Annotated in this window: 25 protein-coding genes; 9 read left to right on the forward strand and 16 right to left on the reverse strand. The window is 40.1% G+C overall.

The genetic code is table 11. The features are described from left to right. Nucleotides 1–238 precede the first annotated feature (238 nt). The 5 genes from H6G77_RS24070 to H6G77_RS24090 all read right to left on the reverse strand — a co-directional run bounded on the left by H6G77_RS24070 (nt 239) and on the right by H6G77_RS24090 (nt 4,764). Nucleotides 239–490, reverse strand: a complete 252-nt coding sequence (locus H6G77_RS24070) for a hypothetical protein (RefSeq protein WP_242048449.1) — start codon at nt 488–490, stop codon at nt 239–241. Nucleotides 491–776: 286 nt separating this feature from the next. Beyond that, nucleotides 777–1,382, reverse strand: coding sequence for a 3-isopropylmalate dehydratase small subunit (gene leuD, locus H6G77_RS24075; RefSeq protein ID WP_190872969.1), 606 nt, complete (start codon nt 1,380–1,382; stop codon nt 777–779). A 109-nt stretch (nt 1,383–1,491) separates the two neighbouring features. Continuing rightward, on the reverse strand, nt 1,492–2,895 hold the full coding sequence (gene leuC, locus H6G77_RS24080; RefSeq protein ID WP_190676093.1) for a 3-isopropylmalate dehydratase large subunit: 1,404 nt from the start codon (nt 2,893–2,895) through the stop codon (nt 1,492–1,494). Nucleotides 2,896–3,042: 147 nt separating this feature from the next. Continuing rightward, nucleotides 3,043–3,498, reverse strand: a complete 456-nt coding sequence (locus tag H6G77_RS24085; RefSeq protein ID WP_190592811.1) for an NUDIX hydrolase — start codon at nt 3,496–3,498, stop codon at nt 3,043–3,045. A 48-nt stretch (nt 3,499–3,546) separates the two neighbouring features. Continuing rightward, nucleotides 3,547–4,764, reverse strand: coding sequence for a TetR/AcrR family transcriptional regulator (locus H6G77_RS24090; RefSeq protein WP_190592810.1), 1,218 nt, complete (start codon nt 4,762–4,764; stop codon nt 3,547–3,549). Between the two features lie 175 nt (nt 4,765–4,939). Here H6G77_RS24090 and H6G77_RS24095 point away from each other — a divergent pair, with 175 nt between their 5' ends. Next, entirely contained in the window at nt 4,940–5,797 is an 858-nt protein-coding gene (locus H6G77_RS24095; RefSeq protein ID WP_190592809.1) for an acyl-CoA desaturase, read from the forward strand. Nucleotides 5,798–6,122: 325 nt separating this feature from the next. On the opposite strand, the gene H6G77_RS24100 is transcribed toward H6G77_RS24095, so the two are convergent. The 3 genes from H6G77_RS24100 to H6G77_RS24110 all read right to left on the reverse strand — a co-directional run bounded on the left by H6G77_RS24100 (nt 6,123) and on the right by H6G77_RS24110 (nt 7,973). Then, nucleotides 6,123–6,521: a TIGR02588 family protein gene (locus H6G77_RS24100; RefSeq protein ID WP_190872930.1), complete on the reverse strand. Its 399-nt coding sequence runs from the start codon at nt 6,519–6,521 to the stop codon at nt 6,123–6,125. Further along, entirely contained in the window at nt 6,518–7,375 is an 858-nt protein-coding gene (locus H6G77_RS24105) for a TIGR02587 family membrane protein (RefSeq protein ID WP_190872931.1), read from the reverse strand. The genes H6G77_RS24100 and H6G77_RS24105 overlap by 4 nt, the downstream gene beginning before the upstream one ends. Before the next feature lie 94 nt (nt 7,376–7,469). Then, nucleotides 7,470–7,973, reverse strand: coding sequence for a methylated-DNA--[protein]-cysteine S-methyltransferase (locus H6G77_RS24110; RefSeq protein ID WP_190872932.1), 504 nt, complete (start codon nt 7,971–7,973; stop codon nt 7,470–7,472). Between the two features lie 149 nt (nt 7,974–8,122). On the opposite strand from H6G77_RS24110, the gene H6G77_RS24115 reads away from it, so the two are divergent. Beyond that, a complete protein-coding gene (locus tag H6G77_RS24115; RefSeq protein ID WP_190592805.1) occupies nt 8,123–8,665 on the forward strand; it encodes a Uma2 family endonuclease in 543 nt (180 codons plus the stop codon). A gap of 224 nt (nt 8,666–8,889) precedes the next feature. On the opposite strand, the gene H6G77_RS24120 is transcribed toward H6G77_RS24115, so the two are convergent. The 3 genes from H6G77_RS24120 to cysS form a co-directional block, all read right to left on the reverse strand. Next, entirely contained in the window at nt 8,890–10,233 is a 1,344-nt protein-coding gene (locus H6G77_RS24120) for a TldD/PmbA family protein (RefSeq protein WP_190872933.1), read from the reverse strand. Between the two features lie 80 nt (nt 10,234–10,313). Beyond that, on the reverse strand, nt 10,314–11,753 hold the full coding sequence (locus tag H6G77_RS24125; RefSeq protein ID WP_190592803.1) for a TldD/PmbA family protein: 1,440 nt from the start codon (nt 11,751–11,753) through the stop codon (nt 10,314–10,316). 784 nt (nt 11,754–12,537) lie between these two features. Beyond that, nucleotides 12,538–14,004, reverse strand: a complete 1,467-nt coding sequence (gene cysS / locus H6G77_RS24130) for a cysteine--tRNA ligase (protein WP_190872934.1) — start codon at nt 14,002–14,004, stop codon at nt 12,538–12,540. A gap of 277 nt (nt 14,005–14,281) precedes the next feature. Between cysS and H6G77_RS24135 the strand changes: the two genes are divergently transcribed. The 5 genes from H6G77_RS24135 to H6G77_RS24155 all read left to right on the forward strand — a co-directional run bounded on the left by H6G77_RS24135 (nt 14,282) and on the right by H6G77_RS24155 (nt 19,009). Next, on the forward strand, nt 14,282–15,430 hold the full coding sequence (locus H6G77_RS24135; RefSeq protein WP_190872935.1) for a GTP-binding protein: 1,149 nt from the start codon (nt 14,282–14,284) through the stop codon (nt 15,428–15,430). Nucleotides 15,431–15,476: 46 nt separating this feature from the next. Continuing rightward, nucleotides 15,477–15,920 (forward strand): D-aminoacyl-tRNA deacylase, encoded by a 444-nt coding sequence (gene dtd, locus H6G77_RS24140; RefSeq protein WP_190592800.1) that lies wholly within the window; start codon nt 15,477–15,479, stop codon nt 15,918–15,920. A 156-nt stretch (nt 15,921–16,076) separates the two neighbouring features. Next, complete coding sequence (psb28, locus tag H6G77_RS24145; protein WP_190592799.1) at nt 16,077–16,412, forward strand: photosystem II reaction center protein Psb28; 336 nt, start codon at nt 16,077–16,079, stop codon at nt 16,410–16,412. 107 nt (nt 16,413–16,519) lie between these two features. Next, the gene (locus H6G77_RS24150) at nt 16,520–17,023 is read left to right on the forward strand and encodes a molybdenum cofactor biosynthesis protein B (RefSeq protein ID WP_190872936.1); all 504 of its coding nucleotides are present in this window, start codon (nt 16,520–16,522) and stop codon (nt 17,021–17,023) included. 147 nt (nt 17,024–17,170) lie between these two features. Then, nucleotides 17,171–19,009 (forward strand): caspase, EACC1-associated type, encoded by a 1,839-nt coding sequence (locus H6G77_RS24155; RefSeq protein WP_190872937.1) that lies wholly within the window; start codon nt 17,171–17,173, stop codon nt 19,007–19,009. A 160-nt stretch (nt 19,010–19,169) separates the two neighbouring features. Here the strand turns inward: H6G77_RS24155 and H6G77_RS24160 are convergent, their stop codons facing one another. The 3 genes from H6G77_RS24160 to H6G77_RS24170 form a co-directional block, all read right to left on the reverse strand. Further along, nucleotides 19,170–19,532 (reverse strand): DUF5615 family PIN-like protein, encoded by a 363-nt coding sequence (locus H6G77_RS24160; RefSeq protein WP_190872938.1) that lies wholly within the window; start codon nt 19,530–19,532, stop codon nt 19,170–19,172. 9 nt (nt 19,533–19,541) lie between these two features. Then, nucleotides 19,542–19,772, reverse strand: coding sequence for a DUF433 domain-containing protein (locus tag H6G77_RS24165; RefSeq protein WP_190872939.1), 231 nt, complete (start codon nt 19,770–19,772; stop codon nt 19,542–19,544). Between the two features lie 300 nt (nt 19,773–20,072). Beyond that, nucleotides 20,073–20,480 (reverse strand): hypothetical protein, encoded by a 408-nt coding sequence (locus tag H6G77_RS24170; RefSeq protein ID WP_190872940.1) that lies wholly within the window; start codon nt 20,478–20,480, stop codon nt 20,073–20,075. Nucleotides 20,481–20,982: 502 nt separating this feature from the next. Between H6G77_RS24170 and H6G77_RS24175 the strand changes: the two genes are divergently transcribed. Beyond that, nucleotides 20,983–21,876, forward strand: a complete 894-nt coding sequence (locus H6G77_RS24175; RefSeq protein WP_190872941.1) for a 2OG-Fe(II) oxygenase — start codon at nt 20,983–20,985, stop codon at nt 21,874–21,876. On the opposite strand, the gene H6G77_RS24180 is transcribed toward H6G77_RS24175, so the two are convergent. After that, nucleotides 21,868–22,731 (reverse strand): HIT family protein, encoded by an 864-nt coding sequence (locus tag H6G77_RS24180; protein ID WP_190872942.1) that lies wholly within the window; start codon nt 22,729–22,731, stop codon nt 21,868–21,870. The two genes, H6G77_RS24175 and H6G77_RS24180, sit on opposite strands and share 9 nt — an antisense overlap. A gap of 150 nt (nt 22,732–22,881) precedes the next feature. After that, nucleotides 22,882–23,292 carry a hypothetical protein gene (locus H6G77_RS24185; RefSeq protein ID WP_242048450.1) on the reverse strand — a complete coding sequence of 137 codons (411 nt, stop codon included), beginning with the start codon at nt 23,290–23,292 and terminating at the stop codon, nt 22,882–22,884. 297 nt (nt 23,293–23,589) lie between these two features. Between H6G77_RS24185 and H6G77_RS24190 the strand changes: the two genes are divergently transcribed. Beyond that, nucleotides 23,590–23,862, forward strand: a complete 273-nt coding sequence (locus H6G77_RS24190) for a hypothetical protein (RefSeq protein ID WP_190676126.1) — start codon at nt 23,590–23,592, stop codon at nt 23,860–23,862. Nucleotides 23,863–23,877: the final 15 nt, after the last annotated feature.

A 23,877-nucleotide genomic window follows, 5' to 3' on the forward strand; every position in this document is an offset into this window, starting at 1 on the left:
TCCCCAGGATTTGTTAGTCTAAATCTTTAAAAACCAACTATTTCAGCAATTGCTTATTGTTCTATCTAATTATGGTATTTGCACCCAGTTTATATTTGCTATTATCCAACTTTATTACAGCTGTAATCACAAACAATTAATTATAGGACTTACGCAAGAACCCTCTTAAATCCTCTTCACTTCGTGTCCTTTGCGCCCTTTGTGGTTCGTTTTTTCATGATTTTGCGTAAGTCCTGAATTAATATCTTTCGTAGCGGCCAGTCACCCAACGCCGACCGCGTGGTGTTCTTTCCCAGTGTGCTGGAACCCATCGCTGGCGAACAACTTTGCGGACAACAACAGGTTTACGTGCAGCAGGTTTACGTACAACAACAGTTCGGTAGTTATCACGTTTGATAATCACCGGTGCTGCTGATGCTTGGTTTTCGACAGCAAATATTGAAAGTGGTAAAGCTAGTAAAGCTCCAGCAAGAATACGTTTCATCATCATCTTGATATCTCCTGAAGTTTCTTTTTGTTGAGTTATCTACAGCCTGATTGAAGAATTTGTAAATTACACCCATGAGTGAAGTATTTATACCAGCTACTTAGGTATAAATTATTTTTGACTCCTCAATAAGATTGCTGATGAACTTTCATCTTCAGTTTAGAAAACTCCGCAGAAATTCGGATGTGAAAAAAGTCGTGATTATAAGGTGACTAAAGTCATAAACCAAGACGGTTGTGAGGTGGGGAGTAGGAATACTATTTCTTCCTTGTCTCCCTTATCTCTTCTGTTATACAGCCAACTTACCCCAACCGACATAAGGCAATTTCGCAGCCGTAGAGCGAATTTTATCAGCGTTAGCAACTAACTGACCACAAGCATCCCAACTACCAGAAACGAACATATTTCTAGAACCTTCACCGATGAAAACTGGGGCTGTAAAGTCACCAATCTGCACTTGTAAGGTTTCTAAATTTATTGTTACTGTGGCTTGGGGATTTGCTGTGACTAGTTCTTGTAATTGTTTGACTGTTGCCCCATCCGCAGTTACACAAGGTACACCAATCGCCACACAATTACCCAAGAAAATTTCGGCAAAACTTTCACCAATTAAAACTTTAATACCCCATTTAGCGATCGCTTGTGGCGCATGTTCCCGCGATGAACCACAGCCAAAGTTACGATTCACAATCAACACATTTGCGCCTTGATACTGGGGCTGGTCAAAGGGATGTTCACCCTTTAAAGCGGTGCGGTCATCAATAAACGCATTTTCACCCAAACCATCAAAGGTAATCGCCTTTAAAAAACGAGCAGGAATAATCCGGTCTGTATCAATGTCATTACCAACTAAAGGTACAGCCTGCCCAGATACTTGTTTAATTTCACTTCCCATAATTTTCTTTGCGCCTTTGCGCCTTTGCGCGAGATAAAAAAGATTTGGTTTGTAAACGCAGAGGTAAACGCGAAGTATGAACATTTTACCTCCTGCCTTCTGCCTTCTCCTACAGCAAGTCGCGCACGTCAGCAACTTCGCCCTTAATAGCCGCAGTCGCCACCATCGCCGGACTCATCAGTAATGTGCGCCCAGAAGCAGAACCTTGCCTACCTTTAAAGTTGCGGTTAGAAGAAGAAGCACTGATTTGTCTACCTTGGAGTTTGTCGGGGTTCATCGCCAGACACATCGAACATCCTGGTTCCCGCCATTCAAAACCTGCGGCGGCAAAGATTTTGTCTAACCCTTCGGCTTCGGCGGCTTGCTTGACTCGTTCGGAACCGGGGACAACAAAGGCTTTGACTCCTTCAGCCACGCGACGACCTTGGGCAATTTTGGCAGCTTCTCGCAAATCGCTGAGTCTACCGTTGGTGCAGCTACCAATAAAGCAGACATCGATTTTTGTGCCTTTGATTGCTTGACCGGGTAATAAATCCATGTAGCGATAAGCTTCTTCGGCAATAAAACGGTCTTCTTCCGCCAGTTCTTCGGGTTTGGGGATGAATTGATTAATGCCGATTCCTTGACCGGGGGTGATTCCCCAAGTAACTGTCGGTGAAATCTCGGCTGCATCAAACACCACGACATCATCATATTCGGCATCAGCATCACTCTTGATGGATTCCCACCAAGTTACTGCTTGATCCCAGTCTGCACCTTTGGGGGCAAAGTCTCTATCTTGGAGATAATCGTAGGTGACTTGATCGGGATTGACGTAACCGCATCTCGCCCCACCTTCAATAGCCATATTACAGACGGTCATCCGTTCTTCCATGTTCATGGCTGCAAAGGTAGTCCCGGCAAATTCATAAGCGTAACCAACACCACCTTTCACGCCCAGGGTACGGATAATATGCAAAATTACATCTTTGGCGTAGACACCGGGGTTGAGAGTGCCGTTCACTTCTATTTTGCGGACTTTGAGTTTAGCGAGGGCTAGGGTTTGGGAGGCGAGAACATCGCGGACTTGACTTGTCCCAATCCCAAAGGCGATCGCACCGAAAGCACCATGACTCGATGTGTGGCTATCTCCACAAGCGATCGTCATTCCTGGCTGGGTTAATCCTAACTCTGGGGCAATCACATGGACTATACCTTGATTGCCGGAACCAATATTATAAAAAGTTAAATTATTTTCTTGACAGTTCTGTTCTAAGGCTTGAATCATTGCTTCTGCTACACTGTCAGCAAAAGGACGCGCCTGATTATCCGTAGGTACGATGTGATCTACTGTCGCTACTGTGCGCTGGGGAAACAGTACCTCCAGACCTCGTTCGCGCAACATCGCAAAGGCTTGGGGACTAGTGACTTCATGAATTAGATGCAGGCCGATAAATAGTTGTGTCAGCCCTGAAGGAAGTGTACCAACGGTGTGTAAGTCCCAAACTTTATCAAACAGGGTGCCTTTGCTCATATTTCAATCGTTGTATAACGAGTCAGAATTTTTATCGTATCAAAAAAGCGTCGGACAATTTTAGATTTTAGATTTTGGATTTTGGATTGATTTCACAGATAAATTCGGAATTTTACCTTGATGGAATCATTGCTTTATGTCTTGCCTTTAGGCTGAAGTTTGTGTGTTGACAAATGCTAGACAAGAGTTGGATTGAAATTGGAGAAATTGATGCAAAATTTTTTTGAGGGAATTTTGTTTCACCATTTGAATGGCGATGTTCACATCTAACCATTCTCGCTGTCTCTGCCCAGCTTCGGGATAATCTTCACTCAGCATTTCAACTAACAATAAATACATCTGCACTCGGTAGATTTTGCCGCGTTTGCGGTATCTGTAACTACCTACGGCGTTGACATCTACTTGTCCAATGATCCCGGCTTCTTCCCAAGCTTCTTTGGCGGCGGAAGCAGGCGGACTCATACCTTTGGCAATTCCGCCCTTGGGAATTACCCAGTTATTGCGATCGCGGGTTGTAATTAATAAGATTTCAATGGTGCCGTTCTGCACTCTATAAGGAATGACCCCCGACTGCTGGAAGATTTTGCTGATTTTCTGATTCATGAATTTGTACTAGTCTTTTTACTCAGCACTCAGCACTCAGCACTTTCATTATGCTGGCTTATGATCTAAACGAATTGCTGCTTCTAAGGCTGCTTTTTCTTTAGCGCGGCGGGCGTAAGGCTGTAATTGAGAGCGATCGCAGCCTGTTAGAATAGTCAAATCATCTAAACTCACACCTCGCATTAACATTTCTACACACCATGTTTGTTGTGCTTGAGCAATTTCTGGTGGTTTACCTTGGGGTGTTAACAATCCTTGAGTCCAAATCTCCCAACGTTGCAGTAATTCTGACTCAGAAAGAGAATTACCTACATTGTCAATAAAGATTGCTGGATGATGATCTTTGCGACTTTTCAGCCATTTAATTAAAGGATTGTTGGTATAGGAACCGTAGTGTTTACCCAAAATCCACTGGTTCACAGGAACTTGGCGGGGTAAGGTTGGGGTGGTGATTTGCAATATTAGTCCTTGAGTATCGGAAATTTGGTGCGATCGCTGCAAGTAAATTATCTCAGCAGCAGATAAACCAGCACCAAATAACAGGTATGCTAAAGCATAATCTTGTATTCCCGATTTTCTGGAGTTTTGCAGAATTTTATGCACTAAAATCGCAGGCAAATCAGCCACTTCTTTGATAATTACCGCTTCTTTTGTTAATTGGGGAACAGTAGACATCGCTCCATGTAAAAACAACTCCACTAAATTCTCTAAAAAATCATTTCGATCTTCCCATAATTCATGAAATTCGCTTGTGAATTCAATCACCGCATATCCCAAAATCATGCCATTCAGCAAGCTGGCTAATTTTTCTGCCGGCAGATAGGTGTTGATGTCTCCCTGTTGGATGACAGTAGCTAAATACTGCGCTACATAGCGGTTAGCTTCTGTTAATCCTCTCCCCAAAGCACGGCGATTTTCAGCAGGAAATTGGTCGGCTTCACCCACCACTGACCGCACAAACTCTGGGACTCTTTCTAATGTATGTAAGCTATCACTTGCATAATCTTTCAGGGCTTGATAAACGTTACCCGGAGGAGTAGCCCGTTTGACTAAAGACTCTCCCAAATCCTTAAATGCTGCTGATTCTTCTAATACTGCTAAAAGCAGCCCGTGTTTATTACCAAAATGGCGAAACAACGTCACTTCATTGACTCCAGCTTTTTCGGCAATTTGGCGAGTAGTAGTACTACTAACTCCTTGTGTAGTAAATAATTCTAGTGCTGCTTGGATCAAACGTTGACGGGCTGAGATTGATTGAGATGCCATAAGAAATAATGCAAGTGGCACTTGCATAAAAAACCAATAGTTGTTACGATGCCTAATGTAAGTGGTACTTGCTTAAGTTCACTGTAACGAACTAGTTTACAGAAGGGGGAAATTTCTTGGGAAAGTTTACCCAAATTCCAGCAAATCACTTCATGATCCATCAACGGAAATGTTTATGACTGCAAAATATCTGGCGGTTGCTTCTGAGACACGAAATTCACCTCGCCTCAGATGGGTGAATGTGGCTTTTTTTGCAACTATTCACGCCTTAGCTATGTTGGCTCCTTGGTTTTTTTCTTGGTCGGCGCTAGGATTGCTAGTGTTTCTCCATTGGCTGTTCGGGAGTATTGGCATCTGTTTAGGATATCATCGACTATTAAGCCATCGGAGTTTCCAAGTACCCAAATGGTTAGAATATGCGATCGCCATTATCGGAGCCTTAGCACTTCAAGGCGGGCCAATTTTTTGGATTGGTGGACATCGCCAGCACCATGCCCATACAGAAGATATTAACTTAGATCCCTACTCTGCCCAGCGAGGATTTTGGTGGAGCCACATACTATGGATTATGTATCCCCGCCCAGAGTTTTTTGACTATGAAACTTATAAAAAATATGCCCCAGATTTAGAAAGACAACCTTTCTATCGTTGGCTAGATCGCTACTTTTTATTGTTGCAAATTCCCTTGGGATTATTCTTATACGCTCTAGGCGGTTGGTCTTTCGTAATCTACGGAATGTTTGTGCGAGCAGTATTATTGTGGCACTCCACTTGGTTTGTTAATTCTGCATCACATTTGTGGGGTTATCGCACCTTTGACGCGAATGATGGTGCGCGTAACTTGTGGTGGGTATCAATCCTAACTTATGGCGAAGGCTGGCACAACAACCATCATACTTTTCCCCATGTTGCCAAATCTGGATTTCAGTGGTGGGAAATTGACATCACTTGGTGGAGTATTAAAGCTTTAAAAAGTTTGGGTTTAGCGAAAAAAGTCATCTTACCGCCACCGCAAATTGCAAATCAAAGATAATAATCTTGAGTGGGAGTAGGGAGTAGGCAGTGGGGATTAGGAAATACTATTTCTGACAGCAACTTAGTATGAAGAAATTGAGTGAAGGGATATAAGGGTTTTGGATACATACACCCCTATACCCTTACACCCTTTCCTAAACTGTTGCTTTTTTGTTTTCATCCGTAATTCCTAAAATATTCTGACTCCTAAAGCCTTATACCATTTCACTTTAAAAATGATACGGATATGCAAGTAGCGCCTCGACTTCGCTCGGCGACCAGAAGCAGAGTTGCAGAGGAAGCGATTTCTATCAGTAATTTCGTGAAATGGTATTACACCTAAATTATGGTAATTTATAGCTGGCAACCCGGACATTTAATTGTCCTTGACTGGGATTTTTGCTAAAAATAAATGCACCTTCTTCCTTCTCGCCATCAGATAAAAAATCAATTTGTTGCTCTCCATTTTCCACCACTTGATCAGCAAATTTTAACTCAGCAATAATCTGCACTGATTCAGCAGTTTCACCACCCGTATTAACTATTTCAAAGGGAACATAAAATTTCCCATCAATTTCTCTAATTGCTGATTTTTGATTGACTGACAAAATAGGAGGCTGATTTTTTTCATTCAGCCATATATATCCGACTAAACTAATCACAACTCCCAGAATAGATAAAGCTATTCCAAATGTGATCCACTCAGCTAAAGAGCGTTCTGATTGTGATTCTGTTTCCATCATATTGCTAACCTACCTGCCGCGCCGCCAATAGTCGCAGGTAATCCCAAAACTAAAGTATGTTCTAGCCACATCATCCAAGTGTCTGATAAAGTGAGCTTTTGAAAGAAAAATAACATTGCGCCACTAGCCAGCAAAGATACTAAATAAGATATGGTAGTTTCACTCAATGGGCGTTGAAAAATTCCTTTTTGCTGTCTACGTTTTTTTTGGTCGGAAAAACCAGCTTGAAAGACAATAGCGTAGGAAATTACTAAAGACGCAGCCATTAACACCCATAACCAAGGCGGAGAAATAGCCGCCGCTAACATAGGAACTTCGTCGGTTGGTGCAATGTTAAAAGCAATCACAGTTGCACCAATCACAGTTGCACCTAAGTCGGCTAATGTGGCGTGTAAATTATTTTTATGAGTGGCTAATGTTGAATTATTTTGATTACCTTCTTGGAGAAATTGGTTAGCTAAAGCTACACCGAGAGTAAATGGTAATCCTTCATAGACCACTTTTCCCAATGATTCTTTTAAGGATGTTGCTGGGGTAATTTCTTGCAATAACCACAACATAAATGCCGCACACACAAATCCAATCGCCATTGCTTCTATAGTATCTATTGCAGCTTCATCCAGTCGCCAAGTATTTCGGCGTTTCCGAAATCCCTCTGTATAGTTGAGTAAAAAAACTACAATAAACATTAAGGCGATCGCTATTGCAATTAATCTTGGTTTTGCTAATGAACCAATCCACCATACTTCCATTGTATATATTAGTGGAATCCCAAATAAAAAACCTCCACAAATACCACGGACAATATCGTTTATTTCTCGTTTCCAGGCATTTTTATACTGCTTTTTTCCCACTACTAATACTTACCTAATTATTTTGTTGTCAGATTTATATGTGTTGTCATATTTCTCATAAACTAGAGATTCTCCGCATCTATCTTAGGTTACGCTAAATCAATTTCACGCCTTCATGATGCAGCAACCAACGCTTGCGTTCTAAACCTCCTGCATAACCAGTAAGTGCAGCATTCGCCCCCACAACTCGATGACAAGGAAGCACAATGGCAATGGGATTAAGTGAATTCGCCATCCCAACAGCGCGATAGGCTGTCGGCTTACCAATTCTTGCGGCTAACTCCGCATAAGCAATAGTTGTACCCCAAGGAATCGTTAGCAATGCAAGCCACACTTGCTGCTGAAACACAGTCCCACCAGTGTTGAGGGTAATATTATTTAAACTGGTGCGCTGTCCTGTAAAATATGCTTGAATTTTATTACTAATACCTTGGGGATTTTTGATATATTCAAACTTAAAGTTCCCATAACGCTTTTGCAGCAACTTCAGCATTCTTGATTCATAATCTGCAAAGTCCAAAGCGCAGAGTTTTTCACCATCAGTCACAATTAAAATTGTGCCGATTTCTGAATTTATTTTGTCAATGAATAATTTCATAGTTTAACGCTGATTTTAAAAATTTAATTTTGTTGTATGATTCCAGCTATCAAAAGGCTCATATCCCTGATTTATTGAAGAAGTCGGGGATATGTTTGTTGATAAAATCTACAATAGACTCAAGTATGACAACAGAGTAAAATTCTGAAATGAAGACGCTGGCTAAATGGTCTGTTGATGATTACCATTGTATGATTCAAGCAGGAATTCTGCGCGATCGCCATGTGGAGTTACTGGCGGGTGAAATTGTTGAAATGAGTCCAGAAACACCAATTCATTATAGTACTGCCAAAAGAGGGGCGAAATACTTAGAAAACTTATTGACAGGTCAAGCTGATATCCGTTTCAACGGCCCAATTACCTTATCTAACTCAGAACCTGAACCGGATATTGCAATTGTGCGATTACCAGAGTCTAACTATAGCGATCGCCATCCTGCACCGGATGATATTTTTTTTATTATAGAAGTCGCTCATACTAGTTTAAAGAAAGACTTGGAACTGAAAACATCACTTTATGCAGATGCTAATATTCCAGAATATTGGATTTTAAGCTTGTCAACCAAGGAAATAATTGTTTTTCGCTATCCCCAAAACGGTCAGTATACTTCAGTAGAAACTATTGCGGAAGGAACAATTACGCCATTAGCATTTCCTGACATTCAAGTATCAGTTAAACAGCTTTTGGGCTAAATTTTGTCCACGATAGTAGTCATGTTTAATATGTGAATAAAGGTGAAGACAAGAATTTATAAGAGTTTGAGAGAGTTGATACATATAGCGTTTCTTATTCTAGTGAAGTACAAGCAAGAATAATTAACCGCAGATGGACGAAGATAGATGCAGATAAATTTGTACCTCAGCAGACTAAGAAAGACGATAAGCCCTAAACGCTGAGAGATTCACAAATGATTAATCTACAAAGTGTAGGTAAAATCATTGACTAACATCCCAGGCACTAAACTACCGCCTAATTTACGGTTTTCATAAGTGTCAACTTCGGGAATAAATTCTTGAAAATTAGTGAAATCAACCAAATTTTCTCCCCAAAACCTATAGAGGCTGTCGTCAAAGCGGAGATTTTCAATAGGTGCAACGATTTCGCCGTTTTCCACCCAAAAACAAGCGTAACGGGTCATACCTGTAATTCTACCTGTGGGGCGATCGCTCCAATTTAAATAATGTAAATTCGAGACATATAACCCTGTATCTAAGTTAGATAAAATCTGCTCAAACCTTAAATTTCCTGGGCTGATTTCTGGCGTGCGTAAGGTTTCGGAACTGTTAGCACCATTAGCAGTTTTCTGATATTCTTTGGCAGTCCGCGAGTTAACTAAGCTATTTACTAATAAGCCATTTTCAATTATCGCTAACTCTGGTGCTGCCATTTCACCTAGTTCATTAAAGCGCGGTACTAAGCCTAATTGAAAGTTTTCTTTTAAGCTAAATTTGGCAGATAACTGTTTTTCTTTACGAGATAAAGCAGCTAAAGCACTATTCCCTTGTTGGATATCTGCTTCACTGACAGCACCCCAAGATAGCATCTGTAATAAATCAGCCACAGCCGCAGGTGCAAAATAAGTTTTATACTGACCTCTAGGTAATTCCTTAGCTGGATGCGACAGCAAATTAAGTTGTTTTTTGGCTTCGTTGATTTTTGCGGCGTAACTTGCTACATCCCAATTATTACCAGCAAATGTACCTTTAACAGCTTTACCCGAACTGATAAACAATGAATAATCTAGTGTGAAAGTATCAGTCGCAAACCAATGTTTTTGTCCGCTAGAATCACCATAAGCTTTAATTACTATTCCACCCGCATAAATGCCTGTAAAATCGAGTTCTGTGACTTCTGCTAAGATGCTAGAAACTACATCTTCTTGCGCTAATACATTACTATGATGAACTTCCCGACTTGTATTATTGCCTGAAGGCAAAACTAAATAAGGGTCAATTGGTAAGATAGTTATTTCATCGCGTAATTCTTGTAAGGCTTGATGTGCTTTTTGCCAATCTTTTTCCGAATTTCCGGTAAAGGGAAACTGTCTAGAACTACTGCGTTGTTCTGCCATTAAAGTTAGTTCAATTGACCCATCAGCTACACAGCCAGTTTGTCTAACTTTCGCATGATTAAACCGCGTAAATTGACTTTGTTCACTGCTGAGTTTCAGGGTAAATTCCTCATGCTCTAATTTTTTGATGAGCAGAGTTTCTAACAACTGATTAAAGCTAGATTCTAAAGCAGTTAATTCTTGTTTCATTGGTAGATTATTAATTCGTAATTCGGAATAAAGCTACAAAAGCCACATTTGTGACTTTTGACTTTTGACTTTTGACTTCTTCAACTCCCTCCCCCAAAGACTTCAACATTAGCAAATACACAAACGGGTGAACCATGTCCTACCCAAATTGCTTGATTTGGTTCGCCTTTACCACAGTATGGAGTGCCGTACATTTGCCAGCTATCTTGATTGCCGATTTTGATTAAGCTGTGCCAAAATTCTGGGGTTGTGGCGCGATAGTTGGGGTTGCGGAGGGTTTTGGTGAGTTGGCCATTTTCAATTAATTTGGCATATTCACAGCCAAATTGGAATTTATAACGGCGATCGTCAATTGACCAAGAACGATTTGATTCCATGTAAACGCCATGTTCTATGTCGCTGATGATTTCTGGAAATGTGGCGTTTCCTGGTTCTAGGTTTAAGTTTGCCATGCGGTCAATTGCTGGTCGATTCCAGGAACAAGCACGAGCGCAAGCCACCCCAGGAACTCCGGCTCTCGCTTGACTTTCTAAACTGCCTAAACCCCTTTGTAATACGCCTTCTTTAATCAAAAATTCCCTTGTGGCGACTGCGCCAGTATCATCAAAACCATAGCTGGCATACTCACCCGGCACTGTGGGGTCAAAGGTAATGTTCATTAATGGCGAACCGTAGACTAGCTGACCAAAATCTTGGGTGGAGACAAAGCTACCGCCAGCATAGTTGCGCTCATCGCCTAAAATTCGGTCGATTTCTAGGGGATGTCCGACACTTTCATGAATTTGCAGCATCATTTGGTCTGGGGCTAAAACCAAGTTGGTGCAGGTATTAGGGCATTCTTCGGCGGTTAACAGTTCTAGGGCTTGTTCTCCTACTTGCTGTACCCGTTGCCATAAATGTTCCTGTCTTAAAACTTCCCATCCACCTTGATAACAGTGTGCCTGCCAACCGTTGTTTGTACGCTGTTGGACAATTGCGCCGTCTTGAGCGATCGCACCATAATGGGTTCCCAAGGAGATAAACTTTTGATATACTTCTGAACCATTGCTGCTGACAAACCAGCTTTCTCGCTCGCTTGTGCTAATGCTGGCTGTGGTTTGCACAATTTTGTCGTGTACTTTTAGCGTCCGGCACATCCGCACCAATAAATCATTAATTTCTCCGGGACTCAGCGTGTCTAAGGGTTCCAACAGTGGCGAATTGTATTCACCAACAACCTTGGGACGTTCGGTTTCTTTAAACGGATATATCCACCATTTACTAGCGGCGAGTGCTTGTTTATAGGCGATTTGCGCCGCCGATTCTAAAGATTCTAGCTCTAATGAGTTGGTAGCCGCATAACCCAGACAGCCATTCACCAAAACTTCGATCATGGCTCCCTCGGTGGTAGATTTACCGTTAGCTTGGGGTATACCATCCCGGACATAACGGTTTGCAGCTGTTTCTCTGACGGCTCTGATCCCAATCCAATCAGCCGGAATATGAAAACTAGCGATCGCTTTTTTTAATTCAGACCACATAATAATTGAAAGGTAAATTTCCTGATTTTGTAATTGACAATTTCGTTTTTTTATGAGTTTTTTTATTCTATATTAGCTATCAACTAACCAGATATTAGGCAAGGTCTGTAATATACTCTGCTTTTCTCGCCAGCCAGAAAAATTTTATGTTTTTTAACAAAATTGGTTGTATTTGATACTAATTTATATCCTGTAACTTTTACCCTAATCGATGTAAATTATCAGACCTGACCAGCTTTTTCAAGACTGCTCTGACCTCACAGTCTCAAAGTTAAATTTAGTGCAATAATCCAGAAACCAGCAATTCATTAAGAAATTGGGAAATTCAAGAGAAAATTGCTTGGTAAGTAATGTCATGGAAACATAACATTACACAGAAACCTAAGTTTTTGGTGATGAAAGTTTACCAAAATAACAGCTTTTGTATTTGAGTTTTTTTCCTCAAAAAATTGCAATGTGAAGTTTACAAAAGCTGAAATACAGTAATAATATTTGATTTATTAAACAGAATTCAGGAGTCAGAATTCAGAATTGAATTATGTGTGACAATTACTAGATAGATTGCTATCTAATTAGTTCGTTGCGCTGATTAATTGTTGGTTGAGACTGGGTGTAAGGGTTTTTCCCATTAAAAACCTTAATCATGAAAACTATTGTCATTAGAGACGTTGTATACAACGTCTCTACTTTTTTGGCTTGGTATAGCAATCTAAGCATCGATGATCACTAGTTCCTACGCAGCACTCAGCACTCAGCACTCAGCACTCAGCACTCAGCACTCAAATTAACTTCTATGCCAGCGCGTACCTTCAGGACTATCAATTAAGGTAACACCTTTGGCTTGTAATTCATTGCGAATGCGATCGCCTTCGGCAAAATTCCGCGCTTTCCTCGCGGCTTGGCGTTGTTGAATTAAATCTTCAATTTCCGCATCACTTAAACCATCATTTACAGTAGTTTCAGCTTCTGGCTGGGCGGTTAAACCTAAAACCTCTGCTAAAGTAACGAGTGTTTGCCATTGTTTTTGCAGTTCATCGGCGGGTGTGTCAGTTTTGCCTTCATGAACCAGGATATTTCCTTCACGGCGGAGTTCTTTGGCTAATTCAAACAACACCGATACCCCACCAGGGAAGTTAAAGTCATCGTTGACAGTTTCTTTGAAACGTTCCACAAATTCAGGGAGTAATGAGGGATTTTCCACTCCCCACTCCCCACTCCCCACTCCCCAATTTAGTTGTTTACCGTATTGATGACCAAACAGTAAACCTTCTTTGATGGTGTGCCAACCGTTGGTAGCGGCAGCGATCGCATCATCGGTAAAATCAATAGGCTTACGATATTGCGCCATTAGGACAAACAAGCGTACTGCCATTGGATCTACATTGCGATCAAGCAAGTCGCGGATGGTGGTAAAGTTGCCCAAAGACTTGGACATTTTCTCACCATCCACCTTGACCATGCCGTTGTGTAGCCAGTAAGTTGCTAAAGGCTTACCTGTGACGGCTTCCGATTGAGCAATTTCGTTTTCGTGATGGGGGAAAATTAAGTCAGCACCACCAGCATGAATATCTATTGTCTCACCCAAGCGATCGCGCACCATCGCCGAGCATTCAATATGCCATCCCGGACGACCAGCACCCCAAGGTGATTCCCAAGCAGGTTCGCCTGGTTTGGCGGCTTTCCACAAAGCAAAATCAAAGGGGTCTTTTTTCTTTTGATATTCTGCGTCTTCTAGATTAACGCGCTCGCTCGCCCCAACCTGCATATCTTCCAACTTGCGACCGGAAAGCTTACCATACTCACCAAACTGGCGCACAGCATAGTAAACATCACCATCAGAAGGGTAAGCAAAACCTTTATTTTCCAACTCATGAATTAATCGCTGAATCCCATTCATTGTATGTGTGGCGCGGGGATATTCATCAGCTTCTTTAATTCCCAGCCGTGCCATATCTTCAAAATAAGCCTGAATGAAACGTTCAGCTACAGCCTCCATTGAAGAGTGTTCTTGTCGGGCGCGGTTGAGAATCTTATCATCAACATCAGTAAAATTCTGCACATAGCGCACTTCATAACCGATAAACTGGAGATAGCGGCGCACAACATCCCAAACAATGCAAGCTCTAGCATGACCCAAATGACAGTAGTCATAGACCGTCACGCCGCAGTAATACATCTTAACCTTGCCTGGTTCGACTGTTTTAAACGGTTCTTGACGACGGGTGAGGGTATTGTAAACAGTTAGGGTCATAACAGAGTAATGCTGCAATAGAGGGATACGCAATAATAGGGTTAAACAACTGGTAAGTTTATCCAGCATCCCTATGCTAGTGTTTTCTGGACTATCTGCGCTACCCTTTGTAAATGTTAGAGAAATATGAGTGAAAAGAATTTGGATAAGGCGTATAAGGATGTAATGATTTTAAACACCTACACCCCGACACCCTGATTTCCTTACACCCGATCCCAACGGGTAGCCGCAACTTAGAGAAGTTTTTTATTTTTTTGATTTGTTTGATAACCGCGTTATGCAATCAGCAGTGAATTCTGAATCTCAATCAATGGATGCGCCAAAACAAGGTTTACCAGTCACAATTATTACTGGATTTCTTGGTAGCGGCAAAACGACCTTACTAAATCATATTCTCACAAACCAACAAGGTTTAAAAACTGCCGTGTTGGTGAATGAGTTTGGTGAAATTGGCATTGACAACGAGTTAATTATTGCCACCGATGATAATAACAATATGGTGGAATTAAGTAACGGTTGTATCTGCTGCACAATTAATAATGATTTAGTTGATGCCGTTTATAAAGTATTAGAACGGGAAGAAAAACTAGATTATCTAGTCGTAGAAACCACCGGACTAGCAGATCCGCTACCAGTTGCCTTAACATTTTTAGGCACAGAACTGCGAGATTTAACTCGCCTAGATTCGATTATTACTGTTGTAGATGCAGCGAATTACAGCTTAGATTTATTCAACTCCCAAGCAGCTTACAGCCAAATTGCTTACGGTGATGTGATTTTGTTGAATAAAACAGATTTGGTTGATGAAGCAACTTTGACCCAGTTAGAGCGAAAAATCAACGAAGTCAAAGAAGGTGCGAGAATTTTGCGTACCAAGCGATCGCAAATACCATTGGCTTTAATTCTCAGTGTAGGATTATTTGAGTCTGACAAATATTTTGACACCGTTGATGAGCATGATCAGCATGATCATGACCACCACGACCACGACCACGACCATGACCATTCAACCTGCGGTCATGACCACCATGACCATGACCATTCAACCTGCGGTCATGACCACCACGACCACGACCATCATCACCACCATCATTCCGACCACTTAGAAAATGATGGCTTCACCTCCATATCCTTCCAAAGCGACAAGCCATTTTCTATCAGAAAATTCCAATATTTCCTCGATAACCAACTACCCACAAACATTTTCCGCGCTAAGGGTGTAATGTGGTTTGATGAAAGTCCCAAACGCCACATTTTCCACCTCTGCGGTAAACGCTTCACCTTAGATGATGACGAGTGGAAAGGTGAACCCAAAAACCAGCTTGTGCTAATTGGTCAAAATCTCGACCGCGAAACTTTACTAGCACAAATAGAAAACTGCATTTGTCTACCTTCCGTCAGTCGTGGTAAAGGCTTCAAAAAGTAAAAAGGAATATTTTTGACTTTTGACTTTTAACTTTTGACTTTAACTTATGCGCGTTATCATCCAGCGAGTGAAATCATCTCAAGTCACTGTTAACGGTGAAATCATTGGCAAAATCGGCCGAGGCTTAAATTTACTCGTAGGTATTGCTGATACTGACACAGATGCAGAACTCGACTGGATGGCGCGTAAATGCTTAGAATTGCGTCTGTTTCCCGATGACGCAGGTGGAGACAGATGGCAAAAATCTGTGCAAGAAATTAACGGTGAATTGTTAGTAGTGAGTCAATTTACCCTTTATGGTGACTGTCGCAAAGGTCGCCGTCCGTCTTTTGACCGTTCCGCACCGCCTCAAACCGCAGAAGATTTATACAACAGCTTTGTTAACAATTTACGCGCCAGTGGTTTAAGGGTAGAAACAGGCAAATTTGGCGCAATGATGCAAGTTTCCATCGAAAACGACGGCCCTGTAACCTTATTACTAGAAAGGTAACTTGGTCAATGGTCAACAGTCAAAAGGTAGAAGCCAGAAGGACAAAATTTCAGACTCCACACTTCAGACTTCACACTTCAGACTTCATAGACTACTGAGTTCTAAATGATGAGAGAATATTAAATCGACGATCACAAAACTTTAAATTCTTTTATCATGGCAAAAATCCAGTTTTCTAGAGGTGTTAACGAAGCAGTAGTACCAGATGTACGTTTAACGCGATCGCGTACTGGTGATACTGGTACAGCAACCTTTATTTTTACAAATCCCACAATTTTAGAGCAAGGCAATACAGATGAAGTCACCGGAATGTATATGCTGGACGAAGAAGGCGAAATAGTTACCCGCGAAGTTAAGGTAAAATTCATCAATGGTAGAGCAGAAGCCTTAGAAGCTATTTACATTATGAAATCTTCTGACGAGTGGGATCGCTTTATGCGCTTTATGGAGCGATATGCTGAAGAAAATGGTTTGGGATTGAATAAATCTTAAGCAACCGACTGAAGTATGAAGTGTAAAGTGTGAAGTCTGAAATAAACGCTTTAGCCTTCATTCTTCATCTTTTTTGTCAGTGAAACTCATTCAAAATTTCAACTCGGATGATGCAAAAACCCCATCCAGATACAGCAGCAATGACAGTAACTTGCGCTATAGTTACCGTCAGCGACACCCGCACCCCAGAAACAGACAAAAGTGGACAACTAATCAAGCAATTATTGTTAGGTGCAAATCATAGCATTGCAGCCTACACAATCATTAAAGATGAGCCAACGCAGATTCAAGCACAGATAGAATCGCTGGGTCAAAATGCTAATTTAGACGCAATAATTTTCAATGGTGGTACAGGTATTGCACCCAGAGATACCACTTATGATGCTATTGAAAAATTATTAGAAAAAACTCTACCGGGATTCGGAGAGGTATTTAGATTTTTAAGTTATCAAGAAATTGCTTCCCGTGCGATCGCTTCTCGCGCCGTTGCTGGGGTTTACCAAAATAAATTAATCTTCTCTCTTCCTGGTTCTAGTAACGCTGTGCGATTAGGTATGGAAAAATTGATATTACCTGAAATCGTTCATTTAGTCAGCCAGATGCGGAAATAGGGACTTATACAAATTTAAGTAGACTATCTTTTTTTTATACGAAATCGTAGAATTTTACTGTGTAGCATATTGCGGTGTGTATAACGCGACTCTGGATCTGAAGATGACAGAAGAACCTACGATTCACTTTTTTAGGCGATCGCAGCAATGGCTAAGAAGATAGCACTACTAATTGGAGTCAGTCAGTACGGCGAAGGTATCCCTTCTCTCTCAGCAGCACTCAATGATGTAGCAGCTATGGAGCGAGTTTTGCAAAACCCCAACCTGGGAGGTTTTGAGCAAGTTGAACGGCTGCTGAATCCTGATGCGATCGCTATGCGAACGGCAATTGAAAAGCTGTTTAAAGAAGCGAGTAGAGATGACTTAGTATTATTCTTCTTTTCTGGTCATGGTATTACTAATGATGAAGGTCATCTCTATTTAACAACTCGAAATACAGTTAAAGATTATTTTAAATCTACTTCTGTAGACGCAAATTTTATCCAACAAGAATCAAAAAATTGTCGCGCTAAACGGCAAGTTTTAATTTTAGATGCTTGCTACAGTGGTGCTTTTGCCCAAGGTTGGCGAGCAAAAAGTGTTGGTGTGAATCTCAGACAGCAACTAGGCGCAGAAGGGCGAGTTGTTCTGACATCTTCCAGTGCAACTCAACAATCTTTTGAGCAGGAAGGCTCAACACTTTCGCTTTACACGCAATATCTAGTAGAGGGAATTGAAACTGGCGCAGCAGATAAAGACAACAGTGGTTCTATCTTTATCCATGAACTGCATGATTATGCCAAGGCAAAAGTTCAAGCAGCCAAGCCGAACATGACACCAAGCATCATTCTGGATAGGGAAGGCTTTAATATTATCATTGCCAATGCGCTAAAGAGTTCAGAGGCACAGTATCGCAAGCAGGTTGAAAAATATGCTCAAAATGGTGTGCTGAGTGAATTTGCCTACTTAATTTTAAAGCCAAAACGAACAACATTTGGACTTACAGATGAAACAGCAGAGCAAATAGAAACCGAAGTTTTAGAACCTTTTCATAGACGTTTAGCAAATATCGCACTTTACAAACAAGCTTTTGCCAAGGCTGTTGAGAAAAAATATCCCCTGGATGATCATACTCTGAAGATACTGAAAGATTACCAGCAGGATATTTTAGGATTAATGGATGAGGATGTAGTGCCGATTGAGTTAGAGATTACATCTGTTAGAGCAACGGAAGAGCAAAAATTAAAAGAAGCAGAAAGGTTACAAAAGCAACAAGAAGCTGAGAGACTAAAACGAGAAAAAGAAGCCGAAATATTACGACAACAACAGGAAGCAAAGCAAAAAGAAGCAGAAAGGCTGCAAAGTCAACAAGAAGAAGCCGAGAGACTACGACAACAGCAGGAAGCAGAAAGGTTACAAAAGCAACGAGAACAAGAAGAACTTGAGAACCGCCAACAAGAACAACAAGTTACACAAACAAGCACCAAACTAACTCAAGAAACTGATGATCTCAGTTCTGATAAAAGTCTAGACTATACACTGTTACGCGATTTTCTCAAAGCTGGCGAATGGAAAGAAGCAGATAAAGAAACACTTAGAGTAATGCTAAAAGTTGCTGGTCGAGAAGAAGATGGCTGGCTTAATAGCATTTCAATTGAAAAATTTCCCTGCACTGACTTACGCACCATTGACCAACTGTGGGTAAAATACAGCAATGGACGTTTTGGATTTAGTGTGCAGAAACGCATTTGGGAAAGTGTGGGAGAAGACTACGAACAGTTTGGCGATCGCGTCGGTTGGCGAAAAGGAATGTTCTTTAACAAAGCATTGCTCACCTACAATGAGCTAACTTTCTCCATCAATGCCCCCCAAGGGCATCTCCCTGCGACTCCAGCGATTCTTGGATTCTCGTTATACAGATTAGTTCGGTTCGTTGGTACTCAGTTCTCTTGTCTCGCGTCCAGACTTGTAAACTGCTACAGACTTAAGGCTTACACAAAATTATAAAGATTTCCAAATATGTCTTTTCTACGACAAACGAAGTTTCCCGTTGCCTTTGTAGTATGGCGTTAGCAACTTACGAGTTATACCAATAAAAACTTCCCGATGAATAAAGAACTAGCTCAAGCGTAGATACTTGCGGCTTGTCGTCAAACATCGCCTCAACTCATATCGGCAATCGCTTCACCCGAAAAGTTTCATTACTCACAGAAATAATTGAACCACCCTCTAAATATTCCTGACATTCACGCAAAACTTGTGTCAACCGTTCATTAATTACATCGTAATTTTCATTTCCTAATCTAAATAAAATCACACTGGGTAAATTATCTCCACTAACTGCTAAAAGCTGGGCAAAATCTAAATCTACAGTTAATAAAATTCTCCGTTCTGTACGAGCTTTAACTAAAATCTCGTTATCTGGTAGCCTTTGCAAACCTTCATCGCGCAAATGCACAACATCATGACCACCACTACGCAACCAAAATATAGTGCGTAGTGAAATTCCCATATCTGCCAAGAACTTCATTATGACTTATTACGCACTTTTGAAGGGATAAACTTGCTCTTGAGTCAACCATGCTGCGTAAAGTAGAGATTCACGGATATCCTCTGGTTCTAAATCTGGATATTCTTCTAAAATTTCCTCTATAGATTTGCCATTAGCTACTAAATTAACAACAAGAGAAACTGGAATCCGCATACCACGAATACAAGCTTGTCCTGCCATAATGTTACGGTCAAATGTAATTCTGCTCAGATTTAACATAAAATTACTTAAATTATTTCTAATGGCATTTCTTTAATTAAATATAACTTCTACATACACATATCTTGGGGAGCATCCCACTTTTTTATATGTCATTGCGAGGAACGAAGCAATCGCAAAATCTTACCATTCTGAACGAGTGCATGAGATTGCTTCGTCGTTCCTCCTCGCAATGACAATTATCCTCTATGTGAAAAATAAAAACTGGGATGTACCCCATATCTTGCGCCTAGCACCGACGAATGGAATTTGCGGCTATAAAAACGAAGTCCGCGAAGGCGGAATAACATAAAATTTGTACTAGTTAATCAAATAACTACGCCAAACAGGTTGAGATTCTTTACTGGTTTTATCGGGTAGCAGTAACCGCCAAGTTTTACCTTCTTGTTGAATTTGCAAGTAAAGTTCAAAAGGCTGTTGCAGTTGCTTTAACTGTCGCTGTGGTAGTTTGATAATTAAATCGTATTTTCCTTTGACACGGAAAGCAGGTAAATTTTTAATTGTCAGTGCCTTTTCTTCAGCAATCTTCAGCTGCTTAATTTCAAATCCCTGAAAATCTATATCTAATTTCTGGCTGAGGTCTTGTTTGGTTTGCTCTAGCTCAAGTGCGATCGCTTTCTCTACCAACTCACTTGTAGGCAGCAGTCCAATAGTACCACAAGCCGTTAACAACACCAGCAAAACCATTGCAACAAACAATCGCACCATCTTTAGTTATTCTACTCTCCAGGGCTAGTATAGCGGCATATATCTAAAATTTAGCTATTTACCATCTTAAATAGCCATAATGTACTTAATTTTACCTGTCTAGTCCATGATTGCATCTTATTTATAACTAAAGTCATACATCCTCTTAGCATTAATTAAATATCTTGATGAAGAGTCTTATCCAGCTTTGGGTTCTGAGATATCTTTATTTCAGATCATCATAACTTTATAGATTTGTACATTTTTCGAGCTTGTGTAGGATAAGTATTATCAGGAAAATCAGTATTTATCTCGAATATATATCAATCCGATTTGATTTCTGAAAAAATTTTAGTATGTGTAGGGTGTGTTAGGCGTAAGCCGTAACGCACCGAAAACTTTGCTGTAGATGTCGTACTCTCGCCGATAACACATCCTACGTATTAGATTTTTGATCAATCACATTTGATTCTTATATCTGAGTTATCTGTAATTATCATGCCATCAATTAACTAGAAAATATATGCACTTGCTATTACCTAAAATCCAAAAAAGAATCTTTAAAAAAATTTATCAATTTCCTTTTATAAAACATCAAAATGATGTTGCTTATCAGGAGGCAGTCAATCAACATCAACCCAATTTACCTACAATCTCAAAAGATGATTTAGAACTAGTTGACAAAATTCATCATGAAGGGGTTTCAATTACTTCTTTAGATGCTTTAGGAATTACACCTAATAATCAAATCCTGCAAACAGCCAAACATCTTTCTTCTCAAATAGAACCAGATATTAATAGTATTCATAATCAATATGTTATTCATGCCAGTCTACAACAAATCATGCAACATTCTGAAATTTTTTTATGGGGATTAGAACAACGTTTACTGAATATCACTGAGCATTATCTTGGCTTACCAGTCGCCTATCACGGTACATATTTTCGCCGAGATATCGCCAATAAATTAGAGCAAGGTTCCCGACGCTGGCATTTAGATCCCGAAGACCGCAAAGTATTAAAAATTATCATTTATGTTAATGATGTTTCTGAAAGTCAGGGGCCTTTTCAATATATACCCCTATCTTTTACAGAAAAGATAGTTCAATCTTTAAAATATACCTACGGCTATATTTCCAATCAAACAATGCAACAAATTATTCCACCAGATAATTATAAATCTTGTATAGGAAGTGCTGGTACAGTCATTTTTGCAGGGACAGGTAGCATTTTCCATAGAGGCAAACCCCCAGAAACTTCCGACAGATTCACGATATTCTTTGATTACACTTCTCGCCGAAAACGAGAGCTATTTTACATTAATAATACTTTGCCACGTCAAGATTTACTGCAACTCTCACAAAACCTGAATATGCGACAAAAACAATGCCTATTTTGGCAAGATTACCTATTTTAAATTACTTTTTTTAGGTATCACATTCCTAATACCACTTTTAACACCCATATTATCACCTTGATAACGAGGTATGATATGAATACTGGCGTGCATAATATTTTGTCCAGCTTCTCGATTAATATTCATGCCTACATTAAAACCATCAGGTGTAAATTCTGTTTTGAGCATCTCTTGAACCTTATTCACCATCCACCAACAAGCAGATTGTTCTTTAAATGGTAATTCAAAATAATTACTTACATGGCGTTTAGGAATTACTAAAACATGACCTTTGCTTACAGGATAACCATCGAAGATTGCATAAGCTGTTGCTGATTCTGTTAATAGCTTTAAATTTTTATAGGGATTGCAGAATATACAATTATTCGAGGAATTTCTTTGGTAGTTATAGTGAGTATATTCATATACTTCTCGGCTTTCATCTAAATAAATAGAATGAAACGGTAGCTTAACTATACATTGATAAGTTGGTTTTTTATGAACATAATGTTCTCTAAAACCTTGTTTTTTAATATCTCTTCTGACGACATAATAAGCTTTACCACCTGGTTTTAACAGATGAGATACTTCCATTAACACATTAGCTTGTTCTTCCGCAAACAAGACATTTAAGACATAAAAACAAATTATTGTATCAAATTTTCCATGAGGATAATCAGGTAAATAATAAGGATCATATCCTGTAATATCAAAACCTTGTTCGCGTAACAATTTCACATCGTTACCAAAACCACAGCCAAAGTCTAGTATTTTACCTCGCAGTAGGTTTTGATTTAAGAGAAATTTTGCTGGAAATGAAAGGTATGTTCTTTCTATGGCTGTAAGATGACTGAATTGATTTTTTTGCTGCTGCATGAAATGACGATTTTTAGGTCATTCCTGTCTTAGCACAACTAATCATCAAGTTGTTATTTAACTCACATCTTCAATAATCTTAAATAAGCAATAAAAAAGGATATGTAGCGTAAAATTACTTTACTATACATATCCTCTACTTGACTTTATTTACTTAATAGCTAAAAGTTCTGAGACTACTGCATGTGCTAATACAACGCTCGGCTCACTTTGAAGCGCAGCATAGTATTTTCTCGCAAACTCATTACCAACCTCAGAAGGTACAATTAAACTGCGAGCATTGGCAATTAAATTCTGCACATCTTCTAAAGATATGGGTTGATCAGATGATAAAGTTTCATCAATCTGCACCACTAATTCAGAAATTTTATGTAGCCAAGCAAATTGCTCATCTGAAATTACAAGTCGAAAGAGTTGATTAGTCGATACTCTGCCATGAACTTGCTCATAGTTGATGCGTTCTGTATCTAGTAACATCCGGTGAAGATGGAGTAATTTATTTCGCAATTCACGCAGATATTGATGTTGATTGATTCGTCCGAGAAGTGTGTTGACTGTCAATTTAATCTATCCTCTTGTTAAGATATTTTAAGGAGCTAAAGTACTAGAGCCGCAATTTGAGAATAGGTATAAAAGTTAAGATGAGTTAGATATTTAGGCTTAGACAGCAATCATCCTAGTTTTGTGAATTTAGAAGTTACTTTCTGCAAGCTGTCATGGAATTTACACTACTAGATATATTTCATATATGGTTCATCATAGATCAAATACCTGAAGCATAACAAATAGAGCTTACACTACTTTTATTTCGGGAAACCCTCGCTAAATTAAATAGGACGGTTTTTGTCAAGCTTGCAAATGAATATGGGAATAATCGAGCCTTACAGTAGCGGGTTTCTAGAAATTTTACCAGAGGGCGAATGCAGCGATTATTGGTTGATTGCAGGGATACACATCAATGGCGAAGTTTTCTGTCCGAGTCCACGCCTGTATCGTTCTGAACGGGTCGCCCTAGCAAGAGCCGCACAACTTTATGATTGGATAGTTGACCATCAGCAGCAAATTGTTGCGGGAGATTACTTTTGCTCACAGTTGAATTTATCCCTGTGGTATCAACCAAAAGTATCATGATGTTTGCTGAAGTTT

The organism is Aulosira sp. FACHB-615 (genome assembly GCF_014698045.1).
Taxonomy (GTDB): domain Bacteria; phylum Cyanobacteriota; class Cyanobacteriia; order Cyanobacteriales; family Nostocaceae; genus Nostoc_B.

Bases quoted from the DNA above. Each gene is read 5' to 3' on its own strand.
- H6G77_RS24070 (WP_242048449.1), bottom strand. From the start codon at position 490: ATGATGATGAAACGTATTCTTGCTGGAGCTTTACTAGCTTTACCACTT.
- leuD (WP_190872969.1), bottom strand. From the start codon at position 1,382: ATGGGAAGTGAAATTAAACAAGTATCTGGGCAGGCTGTACCTTTAGTT.
- leuC (WP_190676093.1), bottom strand. From the start codon at position 2,895: ATGAGCAAAGGCACCCTGTTTGATAAAGTTTGGGACTTACACACCGTT.
- H6G77_RS24085 (WP_190592811.1), bottom strand. From the start codon at position 3,498: ATGAATCAGAAAATCAGCAAAATCTTCCAGCAGTCGGGGGTCATTCCT.
- H6G77_RS24090 (WP_190592810.1), bottom strand. From the start codon at position 4,764: ATGGCATCTCAATCAATCTCAGCCCGTCAACGTTTGATCCAAGCAGCA.
- H6G77_RS24095 (WP_190592809.1), top strand. From the start codon at position 4,940: ATGACTGCAAAATATCTGGCGGTTGCTTCTGAGACACGAAATTCACCT.
- H6G77_RS24100 (WP_190872930.1), bottom strand. From the start codon at position 6,521: ATGATGGAAACAGAATCACAATCAGAACGCTCTTTAGCTGAGTGGATC.
- H6G77_RS24110 (WP_190872932.1), bottom strand. From the start codon at position 7,973: ATGAAATTATTCATTGACAAAATAAATTCAGAAATCGGCACAATTTTA.
- H6G77_RS24115 (WP_190592805.1), top strand. From the start codon at position 8,123: ATGAAGACGCTGGCTAAATGGTCTGTTGATGATTACCATTGTATGATT.
- H6G77_RS24120 (WP_190872933.1), bottom strand. From the start codon at position 10,233: ATGAAACAAGAATTAACTGCTTTAGAATCTAGCTTTAATCAGTTGTTA.
- H6G77_RS24125 (WP_190592803.1), bottom strand. From the start codon at position 11,753: ATGTGGTCTGAATTAAAAAAAGCGATCGCTAGTTTTCATATTCCGGCT.
- cysS (WP_190872934.1), bottom strand. From the start codon at position 14,004: ATGACCCTAACTGTTTACAATACCCTCACCCGTCGTCAAGAACCGTTT.
- H6G77_RS24135 (WP_190872935.1), top strand. From the start codon at position 14,282: ATGCAATCAGCAGTGAATTCTGAATCTCAATCAATGGATGCGCCAAAA.
- dtd (WP_190592800.1), top strand. From the start codon at position 15,477: ATGCGCGTTATCATCCAGCGAGTGAAATCATCTCAAGTCACTGTTAAC.
- psb28 (WP_190592799.1), top strand. From the start codon at position 16,077: ATGGCAAAAATCCAGTTTTCTAGAGGTGTTAACGAAGCAGTAGTACCA.
- H6G77_RS24150 (WP_190872936.1), top strand. From the start codon at position 16,520: ATGATGCAAAAACCCCATCCAGATACAGCAGCAATGACAGTAACTTGC.
- H6G77_RS24155 (WP_190872937.1), top strand. From the start codon at position 17,171: ATGGCTAAGAAGATAGCACTACTAATTGGAGTCAGTCAGTACGGCGAA.
- H6G77_RS24160 (WP_190872938.1), bottom strand. From the start codon at position 19,532: ATGAAGTTCTTGGCAGATATGGGAATTTCACTACGCACTATATTTTGG.
- H6G77_RS24165 (WP_190872939.1), bottom strand. From the start codon at position 19,772: ATGTTAAATCTGAGCAGAATTACATTTGACCGTAACATTATGGCAGGA.
- H6G77_RS24170 (WP_190872940.1), bottom strand. From the start codon at position 20,480: ATGGTGCGATTGTTTGTTGCAATGGTTTTGCTGGTGTTGTTAACGGCT.
- H6G77_RS24175 (WP_190872941.1), top strand. From the start codon at position 20,983: ATGCACTTGCTATTACCTAAAATCCAAAAAAGAATCTTTAAAAAAATT.
- H6G77_RS24180 (WP_190872942.1), bottom strand. From the start codon at position 22,731: ATGCAGCAGCAAAAAAATCAATTCAGTCATCTTACAGCCATAGAAAGA.
- H6G77_RS24190 (WP_190676126.1), top strand. From the start codon at position 23,590: ATGAATATGGGAATAATCGAGCCTTACAGTAGCGGGTTTCTAGAAATT.